At 64.2% G+C, this 18,414-nt stretch carries 15 protein-coding genes; 10 read left to right on the forward strand and 5 right to left on the reverse strand.

What is annotated here, in order from left to right; genetic code table 11:
* Positions 1–3 precede the first annotated feature (3 nt).
* The 3 genes from HPY44_05105 to HPY44_05115 form a co-directional block, all read right to left on the reverse strand.
* Positions 4–3,348: a DUF5110 domain-containing protein gene (locus HPY44_05105; protein NSW55369.1), complete on the reverse strand. Its 3,345-nt coding sequence runs from the start codon at positions 3,346–3,348 to the stop codon at positions 4–6.
* Positions 3,349–3,442: 94 nt separating this feature from the next.
* Positions 3,443–3,985, reverse strand: a complete 543-nt coding sequence (locus tag HPY44_05110) for a flavin reductase family protein (GenBank protein NSW55370.1) — start codon at positions 3,983–3,985, stop codon at positions 3,443–3,445.
* A gap of 42 nt (positions 3,986–4,027) precedes the next feature.
* A complete protein-coding gene (locus HPY44_05115) occupies positions 4,028–4,174 on the reverse strand; it encodes a hypothetical protein (GenBank protein ID NSW55371.1) in 147 nt (48 codons plus the stop codon).
* Positions 4,175–4,488: 314 nt separating this feature from the next.
* Here HPY44_05115 and HPY44_05120 point away from each other — a divergent pair, with 314 nt between their 5' ends.
* From HPY44_05120 to ribF, 8 genes are all read left to right on the forward strand, one after another.
* On the forward strand, positions 4,489–5,073 hold the full coding sequence (locus HPY44_05120) for a ribosome maturation factor RimP (GenBank protein NSW55372.1): 585 nt from the start codon (positions 4,489–4,491) through the stop codon (positions 5,071–5,073).
* Between the two features lie 123 nt (positions 5,074–5,196).
* Positions 5,197–6,567 carry a transcription termination/antitermination protein NusA gene (gene nusA / locus HPY44_05125; GenBank protein NSW55373.1) on the forward strand — a complete coding sequence of 457 codons (1,371 nt, stop codon included), beginning with the start codon at positions 5,197–5,199 and terminating at the stop codon, positions 6,565–6,567.
* 109 nt (positions 6,568–6,676) lie between these two features.
* Positions 6,677–8,803: a translation initiation factor IF-2 gene (gene infB / locus HPY44_05130; GenBank protein ID NSW55374.1), complete on the forward strand. Its 2,127-nt coding sequence runs from the start codon at positions 6,677–6,679 to the stop codon at positions 8,801–8,803.
* Between the two features lie 58 nt (positions 8,804–8,861).
* Positions 8,862–9,128: a DUF503 domain-containing protein gene (locus tag HPY44_05135; protein ID NSW55375.1), complete on the forward strand. Its 267-nt coding sequence runs from the start codon at positions 8,862–8,864 to the stop codon at positions 9,126–9,128.
* A 30-nt stretch (positions 9,129–9,158) separates the two neighbouring features.
* Positions 9,159–9,530, forward strand: coding sequence for a 30S ribosome-binding factor RbfA (gene rbfA, locus HPY44_05140; protein NSW55376.1), 372 nt, complete (start codon positions 9,159–9,161; stop codon positions 9,528–9,530).
* On the forward strand, positions 9,514–10,512 hold the full coding sequence (locus HPY44_05145; GenBank protein NSW55377.1) for a bifunctional oligoribonuclease/PAP phosphatase NrnA: 999 nt from the start codon (positions 9,514–9,516) through the stop codon (positions 10,510–10,512). Before rbfA ends, HPY44_05145 begins: the two co-directional genes overlap by 17 nt.
* The gene (gene truB, locus HPY44_05150) at positions 10,509–11,420 is read left to right on the forward strand and encodes a tRNA pseudouridine(55) synthase TruB (GenBank protein ID NSW55378.1); all 912 of its coding nucleotides are present in this window, start codon (positions 10,509–10,511) and stop codon (positions 11,418–11,420) included. Before HPY44_05145 ends, truB begins: the two co-directional genes overlap by 4 nt.
* Positions 11,380–12,444: a riboflavin biosynthesis protein RibF gene (ribF, locus tag HPY44_05155; GenBank protein ID NSW55379.1), complete on the forward strand. Its 1,065-nt coding sequence runs from the start codon at positions 11,380–11,382 to the stop codon at positions 12,442–12,444. Before truB ends, ribF begins: the two co-directional genes overlap by 41 nt.
* Before the next feature lie 72 nt (positions 12,445–12,516).
* Here the strand turns inward: ribF and HPY44_05160 are convergent, their stop codons facing one another.
* The gene (locus HPY44_05160) at positions 12,517–15,165 is read right to left on the reverse strand and encodes a discoidin domain-containing protein (protein ID NSW55380.1); all 2,649 of its coding nucleotides are present in this window, start codon (positions 15,163–15,165) and stop codon (positions 12,517–12,519) included.
* Positions 15,166–15,342: 177 nt separating this feature from the next.
* On the opposite strand from HPY44_05160, the gene HPY44_05165 reads away from it, so the two are divergent.
* Both HPY44_05165 and HPY44_05170 read left to right on the forward strand, forming a co-directional pair.
* Positions 15,343–16,509 carry an aminotransferase class V-fold PLP-dependent enzyme gene (locus HPY44_05165; GenBank protein ID NSW55381.1) on the forward strand — a complete coding sequence of 389 codons (1,167 nt, stop codon included), beginning with the start codon at positions 15,343–15,345 and terminating at the stop codon, positions 16,507–16,509.
* A 167-nt stretch (positions 16,510–16,676) separates the two neighbouring features.
* Complete coding sequence (locus tag HPY44_05170; protein ID NSW55382.1) at positions 16,677–16,844, forward strand: hypothetical protein; 168 nt, start codon at positions 16,677–16,679, stop codon at positions 16,842–16,844.
* 149 nt (positions 16,845–16,993) lie between these two features.
* On the opposite strand, the gene HPY44_05175 is transcribed toward HPY44_05170, so the two are convergent.
* On the reverse strand, positions 16,994–18,331 hold the full coding sequence (locus HPY44_05175) for a membrane dipeptidase (protein NSW55383.1): 1,338 nt from the start codon (positions 18,329–18,331) through the stop codon (positions 16,994–16,996).
* Positions 18,332–18,414: the final 83 nt, after the last annotated feature.

The following is an 18,414-nucleotide window of genomic DNA, read 5'->3' on the forward strand; positions in this document are numbered from 1 at the left end:
GGATCATCCGTCAGCGTCGATGGTGTTGCTCAGTCCGTCGAGCGGCGCGCCATCGGGCCCGAGTACTTGCAAGTACAGTCCCCACTGCCCGAACTCATTGGCGACCTTGTACAGCACGGTGTTCTTCCCCCTTTTCAGGCGCACCGGCACCTGGTCCTGGCCGGGGTCCGGCGGCCGCGGTTCAGGATGGGAGAGCACCAGGTCTCCGTTGAGCCACACCTTGCAGCCATCGTCCGTGCCGACCCAGAGCACGGCATCCGTGTCCTGTTCCGCGACAAGATATGTCACGGCATACGCAATGGCCTGGTCCTTGGGCGTGATGAGCGGCTCGAGATTGACAAACATCGGCGCGTTTCCACTGGCTTCCGGAAGCCGCCAGCGGGTCTCGACCCACTTCGCCTGGCCGTCCATTCCCGAATAGCTGCGGGTCACGTCCAGGACGGTCTCTGGTTCATAGACAGTCTCCAGGCCCTTTCCGTCGCGGTTGCTGAAAGGACCGACGATTCGCCATTGCTGCACGAACGTGCAGTCAAGACCTGCGACGACCCGGACCGGCAGCGACGCACCAGCCCACGAGACGCCGCCCTCGGCGCCCAGTTCCAGCAGACCCACGGGCGGGTTCTGCTCTGTCCGCGGAGCAACTGCGACAAACTCCACCGTTCCCCCGGCCCCACGTTCGAAAAATGCTAACGACTGGTCAGCCTGCCCGGCCAACGTCCATCCCGGCGGAAGCACCGGCGTCAGCGCCAGTTCCGACCCGGGAAGGTTGATACTGCTGCTCACCGCGACGTGCACCCGGCGAGTGCCGGCGTCCTGCCCGGGGCTGATTCCTGCGTGGGAATTGAGCCCGATGAGGGCGGACATCGCTGCGTGCCTCGCATCCTCCTGGCCGGTGGCAGCAGCCAGCGCCTGCCAAGCCTCGCGCAGTGAGCGGCTGGGAGCTTCCTCGTCCAGGTCCCGGGCCATCGCTTTGCGGGTGTCTTCGACAACGCCCACAATGCGGGCCGCCAGATTTCGCGGCAGTCCGTTGTCTCGCGCAACGCGCTCGGCGTCCTCGGCGCAAGTGAGAAGACCCTTGAGCCTGGCGCGCCTGACCTGGGATTTCTCATCGGCGGCCCCGGTCACTGCGACTTTCAGGCCCTTCGCCGGGTCCACAGCCGGAAGGTTGATGGTGAGCAGGGCGTCTTGTGCGGAATACCGCGCCCAGGCCTGTTCGGCGTGGGAGTCGCTTCCGGCACCGGTCCGGACCGCGACGATCTCGCCGTCTGCTGTGACCAGCCCAGGCTCTTCGACCCCATGGAACACCAGCCGGTAGCACCGTGGGCCTGGAGCGCCCTCGAATGCCCCGGTCCGTGGCGCAATCTCGGCAGCAAGGTCGCCATACGACTGGGATACGGAAATCCGTGTTCGAGTGAACGCCTCGCCAGTGTAGCCCATGCTCATGCCGTCATCTTCGTATAGGTCCAGCGACCCGTTCCCGCCCGGCCAGATGTGGACGGTGATGGGGTCGGCCGGCTTCTGGCCCATGTAATCCATATCAGGCTGCATGGGGACAATCGCGCCGGCGCGGGCGAAGATGGGGCAACGGTCGAGGGGCGCCTGGTATGCCACTATCCGGGGGCCCTGCATGGGTTCGCCGGTCCAGAAGTCCCACCACAGGCCTTCGGGGAGCCAGATCTGTTTCGTCGCTACACCGTCCCGGCCTGGTTCCGTGATGGGCGCGACCAGGAGGTTTGGCCCCAGCATATACTGGCCCATGAACCGGTAGGCCTCCTGCGCACGTGGCCAGTGCATGTACATCGCACGGCAGAGCGGCATCCCCGTCTCGTACACTTCGCGCTGGCAGGTGTTCAGGTAGGGGTACATCCGGTGGCGCAGGCGAAAGAAGTCTCCCACAATCTTGAGCGCCTCGTCCCCGTATTCCCAGGGCTCGCGGACACCATGATTGCTGTGCAACCGCAGGACGGGGCTCAGGGCGCCGAACTGGCACCAGCGCACGTAAAGTTCGGGGTCCAGACGGTTGCCCATGAATCCGCCGATGTCGTGGGACCAGTACGGGAAGGCCACGTTCCCGGCTCTGAGAGTGAAAGGCACCTCGTAGTCCAGCACTTCCCATTGCGAATAGACATCGCCCGAGAAACCAGTGGGATACCGGTGCTGGCCAAGGTCACCGTACCGGCTGAAGGTGAGCGAGCGTTTCCCCGTGCGCCTGCCGGTGCCGTCGTAGTAGGTCTTCGCGCACCACATGGTGGCATTCAGCCCGCGCTTGTTGGCCGCCGGGTTGCCGTCGATCCACCAGAAGTCGACACCCATCGCCTCCAGCGGCCAATGCACCGCTTCCACGAAAGCGCGGTTCAGGCTCTGGTTCGCAAGGTCCCAGGCCAGGGGCTTGTCCTTCGCCTCGTCGCCCAGCCCGGCAACCCTGACCGCTTCGGCGTGGTGAGTGTCCTCCACAGGCAGTGGGCTGCCCGGATGGTTATTGAGGGTCACATACGCGCCCTGGTCATGTACCCACGCGAGAAAGCCCTCGGGATCGGGGAAGTACTTCTCCTCCCAGTCGTAACCCTCCCAACCGTACTTGTGCCAGTCCACGTCCACCACGAGTACATCAAGCGGGATGTCCAGTTCGCGGAAGCGCTCCACGATCGCCTTCAGTTCGCTGTCGGTGTACTGCCAGTATCGAGAAAACCAGGGCCCCCAGGCATAGCGGGGCAACATGGGGATGCGGCCGCAGAGGCGCACGTACTCGGCCAGCATGTGGCCGTAATCGGTGCCGTAGGCGAAGAAGTACCAGTCTCGGCAGTCGTAGTCCGGGCGGTCCTGGAGCCAGCCTTCCTCGCCCAGCCACAGCGGGCGCTGGGAATCATCCAGCAGTGTCCAACCTGCGCGGCTGAGCAGCCCGTCGCCCACTGGCGGCAGGTTGGTCCGGTTCACGCCGTCCAGTGCGCCGCGGGTGCCCCCTAGGTCGCCGGTATCTTTCGTTCCCGGTCGCCAGGCTCCGGAATTGCCCCCGTGATGCCAGCTGATCATGAGGTTGGTGTCATTCCAGGGCCAGGCACCCGCAAGCCAGCGCAGTTCGGCCTGTCCCGTGTTCACTACCAGCCACTCGTCCTGCTCCTCCACTTCGAAAGGGCATTCGGGGAAATCGCGGTCCAGCACGAGGACCGTGGGCTGGTCCACGAACTGGCCCTTCGGTGAGTATTCCAGGCGCAGCAAGGTGGGGGACAGGACGGTGAAACGCGCCTGGCCGCAGGTGATGCGGCTCCCGTCGACGCTGTACGGTATGGCCGCCGCAGCGAGACTGCAAAGGCTGAACAGCAATGCCACAAGACCCAGTCTGCGCAGCATGGTGGGCCTCCCTGATCGCGGACCCCGAACACCGTGATCCGTGACCGCCTGTGGGGAATGGTTGTCTCCGAGCATGGCCCGGTCCTCGTCACTATTACTGCGCGAAACGCTCCTCGAAATCCGGGTCGGCATGGCAGGCAAGCACTTCGCCGAAGAAGACTCGGTGATAGTCGCCCCTCGGGTAGGAGCCCTCGCAGATGCCGGCCGCAAGATTGTCGGGCAGAAGGTCGGAGTGGCCCACCGTTCGGCACTCCCAGGCCACCCCGCACTCGGCAATGTACGGAGATGCGACCTCCTTGGACTGCGCGGGGACAGCAGTGAATCCGCATTCCTTGAACTTGTCGTAGTCGCGGCCCGACCGGCTGCCACAGAAGAGCACCTCGTCGGCCTGGGCGGGGTAAGGGATGTTGACCGTGAAGTCACCCGTGGAATTGCAGCAGTTGTAAGTATAGCGGGACGGACGCACCAGCACGGTACAGATGGGCTTGCCCCAGATGATCCCTAACTGCGCCCAGCCGATGGTCATCGGATTGGGCCGGTTGTCCTCGTCCAGGGAGACCAGGAGCGCTCCCCCGCTCTCCAGGGCTTGGCAGAGCTCGGCGAAGTACCTGTCGAACAGCACATTCACGCGCGACATCGCGGAATCACCTCGCGTTTTGGCCGGCTTGGGGGCCGGGCGTCAGTCCGTCCACGCATCCCGCAGGACGCGCCACAAGTCGCCATCTAGGGCGTCGCCTTCGACGGTCACGGCGGTCTGCGGCAGGCCATCCACAGAGAAGCCAAGGGCAGCAATAACGAGAATGCCGGGAAGACTCACAGCTCGCACACGGACCACTCCCCCTTGTTCAAGCTTCGTGGAGCGGGCACGGTGGTTAGGGCTATGCTGTTGGACTACTAGACTTCGGTGCAGACTGCGGGCATACCTCCCCGCTGTAGTACCCTGCGGCCCGTTTCGCGCACCAGGAAGCCCTGAAATCTCGCTCAGAAGTGGCATTTTGGCGCGATTCTTGGCGAATTGCGCTTGCATGGGCGCGACTTTGCGGGTATAATCTGGTCCAGTAGCAAAAGTCTCAGGCGCCGTTTCCTGGGAGTGGGTGATACGCCCACTCCGTTTTGTTTGGGCGGACGGATGAGGGACGCATGAAGCGCAAGGCCAACCCGCTCGAGGACAAGATCTTTGGCGAGATCGACCAGACGCTCACCGTGTTCGGTTTCGAACTGGTTGATCTAAAGGTCGGCGGGCGCAGGGGCAACCGCACCGTAACGGTGCTCATGGACAAGCCCGGAGGCGTCACAGTTGCCGACTGCCAGTATATGTCCAGCCGCCTGTCGTTGCTGCTGGACGCGGTTGACCCGATTGAGGGTCGCTACACGCTGGTGGTATCATCGCCCGGCGTCGAGAGGCCTCTCGTGAAGGACGCGGACTTCCAGCGGTTCGCCGGCGAGAAAGCCGCGGTGCGCCACATTGGCCCGGACGGTAAGCGCCGCACGGACACAGGCGTGATCAAGGGGCTCGCCGGTCAGTACGTGGAGCTTGATATTGAGGGTCAAGGGGTGCGCATCGCCACCGACGACATTGAGTCCGCCCGCCTCGTTTACGACTGGGACGCCGAACTTGGAGCCCACGAAGAAGCCGGCGAAGAGGTGCAGTTTGACGTCGAAGACCTGGATGAGATTGACGACCTGGAACCCGAAGAAGACGACGAAGACCCAGAGGAAGACTGATCCGGAACGTTTTGCCTGGCGTGATCGTCGGGCTTGTGCGGCTGGTACGAGGGCTCGGAACGCCGACTCTTGGCGGGATGGCGCTCGCGACAACGTAAACACGCAGGGAGCTGACTGACTGACATGAACGGGGAGTTCCTCGAGGCGCTGGACCAGTTGGAGAAGGCAAAAGGGATCCCGAAAGCCTCTCTGATCCAGACGGTTGAGGCGGCGATGCAGTCCGCCTACCGCAAGCATTTCGGCACCACTGAGGAAGTGCGGCTGGATATTGATGAAGCCCGCGGGACGGTTCGTATGATCGCCCGAAAGCCCATCTATCCGCAAGTGGAACTTGAGGGCGGGGAGACCATGGAGGCCCTCGCCGCTCAGCAGGAAGTCCGCTACGAAGAGCACGAGATCGACACCAAGGAGTTCGGCCGCATCGCCGCCCAGACCGCCAAGCAGGTGGTCATGCAGCGGATTCGTGAGGCCGAACGCGAAATCGTGTACGACGTCTTCAGTGGTCGCGTCGGCGAAGTCCGGACCGGTGAGGTCCAAAGGCGCGACGCCCGAAACGTGTACATCGCTGTGGACGGGGTCGAGGCGATCCTGCCGGCGCACGAGCAGATACCCGGCGAGCCGTACCGTTTCGGCGATCGAGTCAAGGTGTACGTGCTGGACGTCAAGCGCACCACGAAGAACCCGCAGGTCATCGTCTCGCGCACTCATCCGCATCTTGTGGTGAGACTGTTCGAACTTGAGGTGCCGGAAGTCTACGACGGCATCGTGGAGATCAAGTCCGTGGCCCGCGAGTCCGGGGCCCGCTCCAAGGTCGCGGTCCTCAGCCGTGACCCGCAGGTGGATCCAGTCGGTGCGTGCGTGGGGCATCGCGGAGCCCGGGTGCAGGCAATCGTCGACGAACTGCGCGGCGAGAAGATCGACATTGTTCGCTACAATGACAATGTTGAGGAGTACCTCAGGAGCGCACTGTCGCCGGCCAAGGTCAGCAAGGTCATGGTGAATAAGGCGGAGCGCGCAGCCATCGTCATCGCCCCTGACAACCAGCTTTCCCTGGCCATCGGCCGACGCGGACAGAACGTGCGCCTCGCGGCGCAGTTGACCGGCTGGCGCATTGACATCCGCAGCGAGACTCAGTGGGCCGAAGCGCCGGAAGAGATCGTCGAGGCGATCGAGACCACCCGACCCGTGCCCGAAGAGAAGCCCATAGAGGGCGGGACCGAAGGTCGCATCCGGATCTACGAGTTGGCCCGACAGCTTGAAGTCGAGAGCAAGGACCTGGTGGAGATCCTCCAGGAGGAGGGTATCGAGGTCACGAGCCACGCCAGCAGCATCGATATCGAGCAGGCGGAGCGCATCCGCGACATGCTCCTGGGTGGCGAGGCAACTCTCGAGGATCTGGAGACCGGCGATCTGCTCATCGACCTGGAAGCGGATGTCTCCGCGCCGGCACACATGTCCGATGATATGCCGCCGGACCCCGATGACGTGATATAGGGCCTGCCGATTCTGGCGGAGCAAGGCCGTACCAACAAACGACAATCCAGACGCACGGCGCCCTGTGCGCCAACAGGTAAGCGGGACGTTTCCGCGGAGGTGTCCGATCTTGGCGAAGGTTCGCGTATTCGCACTTGCAACGCAACTTGGGCTCCAGAGCCAGGCGCTCGTGGCCGCTCTTCAACAATTGGGCATGACCAAGGTTAGTCCGGCTACGTCCATTGATGAGGAGACCGCGCGAGCCGTCCAGGAACTTCTGGCCGAGCAGGCGCGCGCGGCGCGTGAGGCGAGCCAGAAGGCGGCGGAAGAAGCCGCCGCCAGGGAAGCCGCCGCTGCTGCAGCCCAACAGAAGGAGGCGGCCGGCGCCGTCCTGGAGGTCCCTTCGCCACAGGCTGAAGTCTTGGTGGAGCCCGAGGTGGAAGTCGTGGTCGAGACTGGCTCGAAGAAGGATGAGGACGAAGACGAGGACGTCCTCACCCGCGAGGACAAGGAGACGGAGAAGTACTATCGTCGCCGGGGACAGTCGCGGATTGACGACGAGCAGGATGGCCTCGCCGAACTGGAGCGCCAGTTGGCCGAACTCGCAAAGCAGGAGGAAGAGGAGCGTGCCCGGCGCGCGAAAGCGGGCGAAGTGGTACCCCTGCCCGAATTGGTGCGGCGGTCTACAGGCCAGCGGCCCCCGGATGCCATCGAGTTGCCTCCCGTTGTGACCGTTCTCGGACACGTTGACCACGGCAAGACGACCCTGCTTGATTCACTTCGCAAGACAAACGTCGTTGCGGGTGAAAGCGGCGGCATCACCCAACACATCGGCGCATCCGAGATCGAGACGGAGAACGGCAAGCGCATTGTCTTCATCGACACCCCGGGCCACGAAGCGTTCACTGCCATGCGCGCCCGTGGCGCCATGGTCACCGACATCGCGATTCTGATCGTGGCGGCCGATGACGGCGTCATGCCGCAGACTGTGGAAGCCATCAAGCACGTGAAAGCCGCCAAAGTCCCGGTCATTGTCGCCATCAACAAGATCGATCATCCCAGCGCCAATGTGGAGCGCACCAAGCAGCAGCTTCTCGAGCATGATCTGGTGCCGGAAGAGTGGGGCGGCGACACCGTGGTTGTCCCGATTTCAGCACTCACCGGGGAAGGACTCGACGAGCTGGTAGACATGATCCTGCTCGTCGCCGAAGTCCAGGACCTGTGGGTGGAGCCCAATGCCGACTTTGCAGGGATCGTCATCGAGAGCAGCATGGACAGCAGCCAGGGAACGATCTGCACGGTTCTCATCCGCAAGGGCGAGCTCAAGGTGGGTGATTCCGTGGTCTGCGGCACCGCCCACGGCCGAATCCGCCGCTTGCGCACCTGGACGGGTCGCTCTGTCAAGGAGATGGGCGTTGGGTCGCCGGTGGAAGTCATCGGTCTCACCGGAATGCCCGAAGCGGGCGAGGTCATGATCCGCGTCAAGAACCCCAAGGAAGCCCGTCGCATCGCCGAGGAGCGCGAGCAGGCCCTGCGCGCTCAGGAAATGGCCGGCGTCAGCGGAATCTCCCTGCGCGACCTGTTCCAGGACGCCGAAGGCGCAGCCCACGCCGCACTCAATGTCATCGTCAAGGGCGACGTCTGGGGCACTGTGCAGGCGCTGGAGAGCAAGCTGGCCGAGTTCGACGCGCGGCTTGACGGGCTGGACATCAACGTCGTTGCCACGGGAGTCGGCGACGTCACTGAATCCGACGTCATGCTTGCGAGGGCCTCCGAGGCTATCATCATCGGCTTCCATGTGGATGTGGACGCGAATACCCGCCAGACCGCGCAGAGCGAGGGCGTCGAGATCCGCCTGTACCAGGTCATCTACGAGGTGCTCGACGACATTCAGCACGCGCTTCTCGGACTGCTTGAGCCGGTGTACGAGGACGTTCTCCTTGGCAAAGCTCAGGTCCTGGAACTGTTTCGGGTCTCGCGCATCGGCGTCATCGCGGGTTGCCGCATCACCGACGGAACTATACGGCGCGGCGCTGAAATGCGTGTCATCCGGGGCGGTGAGGAGATCTTCCGCGGACCGCTTCAGTCGCTCAAGCACTTCGACCAGGATGTGCGGTCGCTGGACGCGCCCAACGAGTGCGGTATCTCCACTTCGGCGTTCCGCGGCTGGGAGCGCGGCGACATTGTGGAGATCTGGGACAAGGTGGAGAAGGAACGCAAGCTCCCACTCCGTCCTATGAACGAGTCGGCTCGCTGAGAGAGCGTGACCCTGCCCGCGCTCCAGGTGAAAGCCAATGCCCGCCCGTGTGGGATTGCTGACCGTTGACATCACGGTCACGGACTCGATCACTCTGAAAGACAAGCGGCAGGTGGTCCGCAGTCTCCTGGACCGCCTGGCGGCCCGCTTCAATGTTTCGGCCGCCGAAGTCGACCGCCTCGACAGCCGCCGCCGCGCACAGCTGGGTTTCAGTTGTGTCTCAAATGACGGCGGGCATGTGCGCGAGATGCTCCAGGCGGTGCTCGACGCAGTGCGGAGTGATCCCCGGGCGGTCGTGGAGGACAGCGAGATCGATGTCTTCTGATCCATTCGCACCCGTACAGGATTGACCGCCATGCCCACTCAGCGACAACTCCGCGTCAACAAGCTCCTGCAGGAAGAGATCGCCGACATCTTGCAGCGCGAGTTGCAGGATCCACTGATCGGGTTCGCAACGATCACCGGCGTCGAGGTGACCCCGGACCTGAAGCACGCGAAAGTGTTCGTCAGCGTTCTGGGGGATGATGAGGCCAAGCATTCCACGATGAAGGCTCTGCGGCGTGGGCACAAGTATGTCCGCGCGGTGCTGGCGGACCGCATCACGCTCAAGAGCATCCCCGAACTGAACTTCCGCCTTGATGAAACCGCCGAGCGGGCTCAGCGAATCGAGATACTGTTGAGACAATCGGCCGAGGAGCTTTCCCGCAAAGATGAGCCAGAGCCCTGAGAGCAGTCCCGCCGAAAGCCTCCAGCCCACCGGCGCACGGGTTATCGCGGATCGGCTTGCGGGTTGCCGGCGCGTCCTCGTTGCCACCCACGAGAACCCCGACGGTGACGGCATCGGCAGCATGCTGGCTCTGCGTCTGGCGCTATCACGGCTGGGCTGTGATGCCGTATGCGTCCTGCCGCAGGGCTGCCCAAGACGCTACCGATTCCTCCCGGCAACGGAAACCATTCTGGCCGAGCCGCCGCCTCAAGCCTTCGATTGCGCCATAGCCCTGGACTGCGACGCACCGGGTCGGCTTGGGGACCTGGAGCAGGCGTTCTTCGCGTCACCCCTCACCCTGAACGTTGATCACCATGCGGCCGAGAATGAGTTCGCGCAGGTCAACTGGTGCGATGGCACGAAAGCGGCTACAGGCCTGATGGTCCTCGAACTGATACGGGCGATGGGCGTGGACATCGACGCCGCGATTGCCACGTGCCTGTACTGCGCGATTGTTGCGGATACCGGGGTTTTCCGGTTTCAGAATACAAGTTCGGAGGCCCTGCGGGCTGCGGCGGATCTCCTTGAAGCGGGGGCGAATCCCGCTGAGATCGCCCGTCGGGCGGCAGAGGAAATGCCGCTTGCGAAGGCGCGCCTGCTCGGCCGCGCGCTGGCGTCGGCGCGGCTCGAGGCGGGGGTGGTGCTGATCGCCACGCTCAGTCTCGACGACTTCCAGGCGGCGGAAGCACTCCCCGAGCATACCGACGGGATCATCGACGACCTCAAGCGCATTTCGGAGGCCCGGGTGACCATGCTTTTGAGGGAAGAGCGTCCCGGATCCTGGCGCGTCAGCCTCCGCTCCCAGGATGCGGACGTCGCCACCGTCTGCCGCAAGTTCGGCGGAGGTGGGCACCGACTGGCGGCGGGTTGCGAACTCGAGGCGAGCCCCGAGGAAGTCACGGCGTCAGTATTGCGCGAGATCCTTGCCGAGCTTTTCCCATGAGTCAGTCCATCTGCGGGATCGTCAATGTTCTGAAGCCGCCGGGGATGACTTCCCACGACGTTGTCGCCCGAGTGCGTCGAATAAGCGGTGCGAAGGTCGGGCACACGGGCACACTCGACCCCCTGGCCGCCGGCGTCCTCGTCCTCGCTCTTGGCGGGGCTACCCGCGTGAGCGAGTTCATTCTGCAGGAAGACAAGACGTACCGGGCCGAGTTCATCCTGGGCCTGTCCACCGATTCGTTGGACCTCGAAGGCGAGCTAGTGAGTGAGACTTCCAGCGCGTCTGTCCAACGGGAAGACGTGGAGCAGGTGCTTCGGACTCTCACGGGCGAGATTGAGATGATCCCGCCGATGTTCTCCGCCGTGCGCCACGGAGGCCGGAAGCTATACGATCTCGCGCGCCAGGGGCAGGACGTGGAGCGTCCTGCGCGCACGGTTCAGGTCTTCCGCTTTGAGCTGCTGGACTTCGCTCCGGGTCACCGCGCCCGAGCGCTGTGCGAAGTCCACTGCTCCAAGGGCACGTATATCCGCAGTCTCGCCGAGATGGTGGGGGATAGGCTGGGCTGCGGCGCCTGCCTTGGGTTCCTGCTTCGCACATCCCAGGGAGACCACCGCATCGAAGACAGCAACACTCTCGAGGAGCTTTCCGACCGGGAAAGCATTGCGGCGCGCGTGGTGCCCCTAGTCCGGGCCCTGCCGCAGATTCCGGCGGTGAGCGTTGACCTGGCAGCCGCTGGGGTACTCGCCAACGGCAATCCGGTTGCCTTGCCTGATGATGCCGCTGCTAGACCCGACCTGCGCCCGGGAGGATGGGCGATGGTGACCTGCGGCGAAAACGCGGTTTGCCTTGCCGAGGTGAGCGGGGAGGGTGCGGCGAAACAGCTACTGCCCCGGAGGGTCTTTCAGTAGCGCGAATTCTGCCGGGACCTTCGTGCTTCCGGATCTCGACTGTATCTTCGAAAGCGCCTTTTCAGCCATGCTTGTCTACAATGGTCTCGATGACCCTGCCCTCACGCGCACCGATCGCGTTCTCGCGGTAGGGGCCTTCGATGGCGTCCACCGCGGACACCAGCGGCTGCTCAACCACATCTGCCGCATTGCCCACGAATACGGCGTGCAGTCGTCGGTGATGACCTTCGAGCCGATCCCGGCGCAGGTGTTCCGGCCCGCGGGGCCCAATAATGTGCGCCTCACCACCCGCGAAGAACGCGACCGGGAGCTGTCCAAGCATTGCATCGACGCGGCACTGGTGGTGGATTTCGACCAGAAGTTCCGGGCTATCTCAGCGGTGGAGTTCGCGCGGGACATCCTGGTGGAGCGCCTCGGCGTCATCGCCCTGGTGGCCAGCAAGACCCACAGCTTCGGCCGCAATGCCGAGGCCGACGTGAGACGCATCACCGAACTCGGGATGGAGTTCGGCTTCGAAGTCCACGTGCTGCCGCCGATTCTGGTGGATGATCGCAGGATCAACAGTACCGAGGTGCGGCGGCAGTTGTGGGCGGGTGACGTGGAGACGTCGAATACGTGGCTGGGGCGGCCTTACGAGCTGTCCGGCGAGGTGATACAGGGGCGGCACGTTGGCCGGCAGCTTGGCTTCCCCACGGCCAACGTGCAGCCGACACCCGAGAAGCTCGTGCCGGGTGACGGAGTCTATGCCTGCGCGGCGTATGTGGACGATGGGTCGGCGGAACTGCCTGACTGGGTCCCCGCTGCGGTGAGCATCGGCGCCCCGAGCACCTTCGGCATCCAGGAGCGCACCATCGAGGCACATCTGTTAGCGGGGAATGACCTGGACCTGGTGGGCCGGCGCTTGCGGCTGTTATTCCTGGCGCGGTTGCGGGATGTGCGTACATTCCACAGCCCGGATGCCCTCGCGCGCCAGATTGCCCGCGACGTGGAACAGGTACGCGCCGAGTTCAAGGAGCGCCTCTAGCTTCTTCAGGCGCAACGCATCATCTTCACTCGCGCCGTTCGCCTTGCGCTTGCAGCACCCTCCCCCGAATCCTCAGTCGGCCGGAATCACATCAAGCTCCGCCAAGGATGCCCAGGGTTGCCCGTCGAAGGCCTCCTGTGCCACGAACCTCAAGTAACGGGCCTTCACCGTTTCCGCGAACTGCACAGTCTTCAGCTCTGGCGTCTTGTCCCAGGTCCCCGCGGCGACCGCCGATCCCCACTGGTCGGGGTCATTCGAAGCGTACAGGGCGAACTTCGCGATATACCCGTTCACACCGCTCTGGCGCGGCAGGACGGTGATACCCTTGAGCGCCATCTCCTCGCCGAGGTCCACCACGAGCTCATGCGGGTACTGCGGAACCTCACCTCGCCAGCGGGTGTGCCAGATGGTGTCCGCGAAGCCGTCCAGCGCATTGGATGCCTCGCCATCCCCCTCGTTCTCGCTGGACACCCGCAGCACCGTAGCCTTCGGTGCCTTGCGCTTGTCGCGGGGGTTCTCGGGTGGGAAGTCGGCGGGCATCCATACGGGCAGGTCTTCGATGGACCTGCGCGCGTCTTCGGATGTGGGTACTCCCCAGGCCACAAAGAACGGTCCCAGGTTGCGTCCCACCTGGCGGCTGAAGCGGGTCAGCCACTGGTCGCGCTTCTCATCGTCGCTCTTCGGCCGCTGGCCTTCGGGCAGATCTCGGTAGACCGCGAACACCTGCTTGAAAGCGTCCCAGCCGAACCCGTCGATGAGTTGGGTGTACATGGTCAAGGCCAGGAACGGGTCGCGCTTCCAGCGGTCGAAGTCGCAGCCCGAAGCGATGTGCTTGAGGACCATTGACTGGGTTTTGTCCGCGGATACCCGGGTGTCCGCCAGGCGCATTCCGCACAGCCGGTCCAGCACGTAGAGCGTGAACAGGTTCACGGTCACCTCGCCAGTGCCGCCGAAGGTCCAGTCACTGTTCTGGTGCATGTGCCCGGTCTCGTGATAAAGCCCCCAGTCGCCCTCGTTCACCAGATGCGCCACGTTCACCAGGTCCGGCGCGGCGCTGTTGGGGATCATAATCGGGTTGCCCGCGTGCATGTACCCGGCGCAAATCTGTGCATCGGCGCAGTACCGCTGTGGCTTTACGCGATCGCGCGTGGGGAAGGCGGCCAGGTCTGCACAGTGGTCGAGAATCTGGTCCCAGACCCGCAGGAGGCTGGCGGGGTTGTCGAGTGTACGGATCACCGCGGAGGGAACAGTGAGGATAGCCTTGTCCGACGCGATCTCGGCTCGGGGAGCGGGAAGGTTGCGCACCGTGCTCTTCCACTGCTCCAGCGTGGTCTGTCCCGCCACGAAGTACGGCGCCTCAACTGCATTCTCAATCCGGACCGCGATCTCCCGCGGCTCACACTTGTCCGGCACGACAATGTACACCAACCCGCCAAAGGCGTTGGCAATCGGTGTTTCGGGGTCCTTCAGGGCGAATTGCCGATCGACTTCCGGCGCTCGGGTCCATTTCGCATGGTTCCACAGGCGGCAGGTGGTAGAGCCGATGCGGGCTTCCAGCTTCAACTCGGTCGCGTCCGCGGGAATGCTCACGGTGAGCAGTTCGCCCGGCGCGGCGTACAGCCCGGTGCTGTGCCAGCCGGGGGTGGATGTATGGATGGTCACCTCGCGGCTCACGCGTGGAGCATCAGCCGGGACTTCGCCGGGAAATGTCGCGGCTGCCGGATGCGCTTTCACTTGGTCCGCCGGCGCGCTCTTGGCATTGCGTATTGCGACGGTCATCGCCAGACGGTCCAGCACATCCTCCTGGCGAATCGGCTTCTCGCGGGTCGGCACCAGGTTGCGCGCGGCATCGCTGACCACCGCCTCAATGCGCGGCAGCAGGATTGTGTCGCTGGGCGGCATGGCCTGGAGCGTGCTCGAGATGATCGCGCCGGCCTGGGCGAGTTCTGCGTTACTGAGCTTGACCTCGCCGCGCTCATGGGCGATGGTGCGGTCAAGTGCGGTGCCGGCATTGGTGAGCTCGCTCGGTACCTCGCCGGCGACGTACCCGTCTTTGGCGGTGCGGTCAAGGATGCCGTCGAGTATGATTAGACCCATGGGCGCGAGGAGCAAGTTAGCGTGATTGTCCCGGGGTAGCGTCTTGCCGGGGTTGATCTGCAGCCAGCCCCAACCCAGGTCCCCGGCAACCAAGCCCCCGCCCGCCCTCACGAAATCGGAGATCATGGGCAGTTTTTCCGCCGGGGCATGCGTCGGGTTGAGCACCAGGACGTCTACGCCGTCCAGACTTGAGAGATCGGTCTGCCGGGCCTGGATACCATCACGGCTGAGGGCCTGCGTGAGACCGTCGTGGCGAAGAACTGCGGCGACGATTTCGCCCTCCTTGCCCGAAGCCCAACGGATCGCGTTCCGAAGCAAGCGGCCTGTGTCATGCAGGTCCATGGTGCCGGCATCGAGGAACTCGCCTTTGCCGAAGAGCACCGCGCGGCCCTGGCCGAAACGGGTCGCGGCAACCAACGGAAGCTTCGTGCCGCCGTCCGCTCCACCGACGACCACCGCGAAGGCATTGGGGCCGAAAGCCGAGACGGGACCGGGCAGTCCGGGTGCGTCGATGAGCTTGACGCCCTCCAGGATCTGGCGGACGTCTTGCTCGGATGCATGAAGGGCGATGATGGAGTTGATTGCCAGAGCCGCCAGGGCGAGGGTGATCCAGTTGCGAGTCATATTCCGAAGGGGCTCCTCACGGCGCGTTGAGCCTGCCGGTAGGTTTGATGTTGAGTAGACAACATAATGTGGGAATATATCCATTGAGTCAAGATGCGCGCAGCCGGATCCGCTCGTTGCGCGGTTTTCTGACGCGTGGTAACCTGCCGCCAGATCATTCCCGGAGAGTGCGCCCCAATGGACCTGACCCCCAAAGCCCTGCGCGCCCAGTTCCCCATCAAGCAGCACTGCGCGTTCTTCAACCACGCCGCCGTGGCGCCGATCCCCGCCTGCACTGCGGATGCCGTGGCCCTTCTGGCGGCCCAGCAGCGCGACAAGGTGTACTCGAAGTATGGCGACTGGGTGGCACGGCTGGCTGAAGCGCGGAGGAATCTCGCGGCGCTTCTGGGCACGAAGCGGCGCAATATCGCCTTCACGAAAAACACCACCAGCGGCCTGATTCTCGCTACCCAGGGCATTCCCTTCGAGCCCGGCGACAATGTGATCATTTCCTCCATCGAGTTCCCGGCCAACGTGTACCCGTGGCTGGCGCTGGAAGCACAGGGTGTCGAGACCCGCATGGTCCAGCCGCGTGAGGGACGCATTCTGCTGGACGATGTGGCCGCCGCCATGGATGCGAACACCCGCGCGGTCTCGCTGAGCTGGGTGCAGTACTCCAACGGCTTCCGCGTCGACCTCGCTTCCCTCTCCCAGCTCTGCGCGGACCGCGGCGCGTGGCTCGTTGTGGACGCCATTCAGGGCCTGGGCGCGATCCCCATCGACGTGGACAGCCTGGGCATCGATTTCCTGTGTGCGGACGGGCACAAGTGGTTGCTCTCGGTGGAAGGCTGCGGGGTGCTGTATGTGTCGGACCGCGCCATGGAGCAGATGCGGCCGGCGAATGTGGGCTGGATGAGCGTCAAAGGTGCCCAGGACTACGGCGAGTACCGGCTGGAATTGCGGGACGATGCCGGGCGCTTCGAGGAGGGCACCCACAACATGCTGGGCGGCCATGCGCTGGGGGCATCGGCGGGGTTGCTGCTTGACGTCGGTCCGGAGCGCGTCTGGGAGCGCATCCAGCAGCTCACCGGGCGACTGGTGGAGGGCCTGCTGGGGGCGGGGTGCGAGATTCTCTCTCCGCGCGGGGAAGGGGCAACATCGGGCATCATCAGCTTCCGCCTGCCGGGGATGGCACCGGAGACGGTGGTGGAGCAGCTTGCGAAGCGGGACATTGTTGTCTGCGCCCGGGCAGGTGGCGTGCGTGTTTCGCCCCATTTCTACAATGACGAGGCCGAGATTGATCGGCTGGTTGAGGAAGTGCGCAGGCTATCTCCTGAAATGGGTACAGGCACCATCCTCCGGTAGAGCTGGGAATTGGATGCCGGTCCCCCATTTGCCGGTTGCCGCCTCGTCTTCTACCACGGCGCGCCCTGTCCTGCTCGCGCCGGTCCTGGTTCCCGCCGACCTGCCGAGCCCCCATCAGCTTGACTTGCTCGATGAGGAACGAGGTCGGTTTGCCGGTGGTCCGGGTGATGCTCTTTGCGATGTCCATGCGCCACGTGCCGTCCTCCTGTTTCGCGAGGACGAACTGTGTCTGCGCCGGAGCCGTCGGGACCCGCGTGATCGCCCTCGTTAGCCTGCTGTTCCACCATCACGTCCGCTTCGCCGCCACGCTGGAGGCAGCATGGAAACCCCGGTGAGCATGGTTCTCATGTCCACCGCCGACGCTGCGTCCTGAGCCGGGCAGTGCGTGGTGGCGCCGAAGAGAAACGAACCGGCGAGAAGGATCGCGAGCGAGTTGCCGGGTTCGCAGAATATGACAGTGCCCGTCCCGTCTGTGATGACCGATCTACCTGCGCAGTACCGCCTTCGCCACCCGCAGCACATTCCCCCCCAGAATCTTGCGGATGTCCTCGTCGCTGTAGCCTCGCTGCACCATGCCCACGGTGAACAGCGGCCAGTTGGTCCACGCGAGGCTCTCCTGCATCTGCGGCTCGTGCCACTTTCTGTCGAAGAGAGGGTCATTGGGCTGCCAGAAGTTCTCCCAGCGTGGGCGGGATTTGTGCCGGGGCACGCCGCCCTTCTGGGCTGCCGGGGTGCGCGAAGAGTAAGCGGTGTCGGTGCCGATGGTGACGTGGTCCGCGCCGAACACCTTGACAACGTGGTCGATGTGATTCAGAAAAGCATTGATGTCCCCGCTGCCGCCCAGGAATGCCGGGATGCAGCAGATGCCAATGTACCCGCCCGTGTCGCAGATGGCGCGGATCACCTCGTCGGGCTTGCAGCGATGGTGCGCGTTGAGTTCGGCGCAGCCCGAGTGGCTGCATACCATGGGCATCGAGGATGCCCGCGCGGCCTCAAGGCTGGTCTGCCAGCCGGAGTGGGCGCAGTCTACGATGACGCCCACGCGGTTCATCTCGGCGATCACCGCGCGGCCGAAATCGCTCAGGCCGGCATTGGCCGGTTCAGCGCACCCGTCGCCGATCATGTTCCGGCGGTTGTAGGTCAGATGCATCATGCGGATGCCAAGCTGGAAGAAGACCCGGATGTAGCGCAGCTCCTCATGCACCGAGTTCCAGTCTTCAGCCAGTGGAACGCCGTTTCCGGAGAAGTACAGGCACCGCTTGCCGTCGCGTTTCGCCTGTTCCACGTCCTCCGGCAGGGAAGCCCGGGAAAGCACGTCGCGCCCGAAATCCGCTGCATAGGTGAACCGCGCGAGGCGTTTGAGGAGCCGGGAGATCGACTGGCTCTCCTCGCCCGCATTCTGGAAGATGCAGTCGACCCCGGCGTACTCCCAGGCCCTGCGGTACTCTTGCTTCTCGGTCTCGTCCTCCACCCAGCGGGACAAGCTCATGTCCTCGGAAAGGTCTTGCAGTTCGAGGTCGGAAGCGCCGGCTTCAGCGGCCTCACTCAGGACCTCGGAATCCACGGCTGCTCTTGGCGCGAAACCGTAGGAGTCGAAAACCAGGCTCTCCTCGTGGAGCTTGAGGCCGTAGTTCAGGTCTCGCTGCGAGGGCTTCAGGATAGAGATTCCAACTTCGCGGCAGTGGTCAACGAATGGGTTCACGGGTTGTCTCCTGATTCGGCGGTCACAAGAGGCCGACCGGGACGGTCGGCCTACGCGAAAACCGCATTCCCCATCAATCCGCGTGGGGCGTCGTCTCGCCCGCCGGCCGGTGCCGCCGATTTTCTGCCGCCCCCTTCGGGGGCTCTTATAATCTCGATGGCGGCCTGGTTCCACCAGCTCACGCTGGTGGCAAAAGGCTTACG

The organism is Armatimonadota bacterium (assembly GCA_013314775.1).
Classification (GTDB): domain Bacteria; phylum Armatimonadota; class Zipacnadia; order Zipacnadales; family JABUFB01; genus JABUFB01.

Bases quoted from the DNA above. Each gene is read 5' to 3' on its own strand.
- HPY44_05145 (NSW55377.1), top strand. From the start codon at position 9,514: ATGAGCCAGAGCCCTGAGAGCAGTCCCGCCGAAAGCCTCCAGCCCACC.
- HPY44_05105 (NSW55369.1), bottom strand. From the start codon at position 3,348: ATGCTGCGCAGACTGGGTCTTGTGGCATTGCTGTTCAGCCTTTGCAGT.
- HPY44_05165 (NSW55381.1), top strand. From the start codon at position 15,343: ATGGACCTGACCCCCAAAGCCCTGCGCGCCCAGTTCCCCATCAAGCAG.
- HPY44_05110 (NSW55370.1), bottom strand. From the start codon at position 3,985: ATGTCGCGCGTGAATGTGCTGTTCGACAGGTACTTCGCCGAGCTCTGC.
- rbfA (NSW55376.1), top strand. From the start codon at position 9,159: ATGCCCACTCAGCGACAACTCCGCGTCAACAAGCTCCTGCAGGAAGAG.
- nusA (NSW55373.1), top strand. From the start codon at position 5,197: ATGAACGGGGAGTTCCTCGAGGCGCTGGACCAGTTGGAGAAGGCAAAA.
- truB (NSW55378.1), top strand. From the start codon at position 10,509: ATGAGTCAGTCCATCTGCGGGATCGTCAATGTTCTGAAGCCGCCGGGG.
- HPY44_05160 (NSW55380.1), bottom strand. From the start codon at position 15,165: ATGACTCGCAACTGGATCACCCTCGCCCTGGCGGCTCTGGCAATCAAC.
- HPY44_05170 (NSW55382.1), top strand. From the start codon at position 16,677: ATGCTCTTTGCGATGTCCATGCGCCACGTGCCGTCCTCCTGTTTCGCG.
- HPY44_05120 (NSW55372.1), top strand. From the start codon at position 4,489: ATGAAGCGCAAGGCCAACCCGCTCGAGGACAAGATCTTTGGCGAGATC.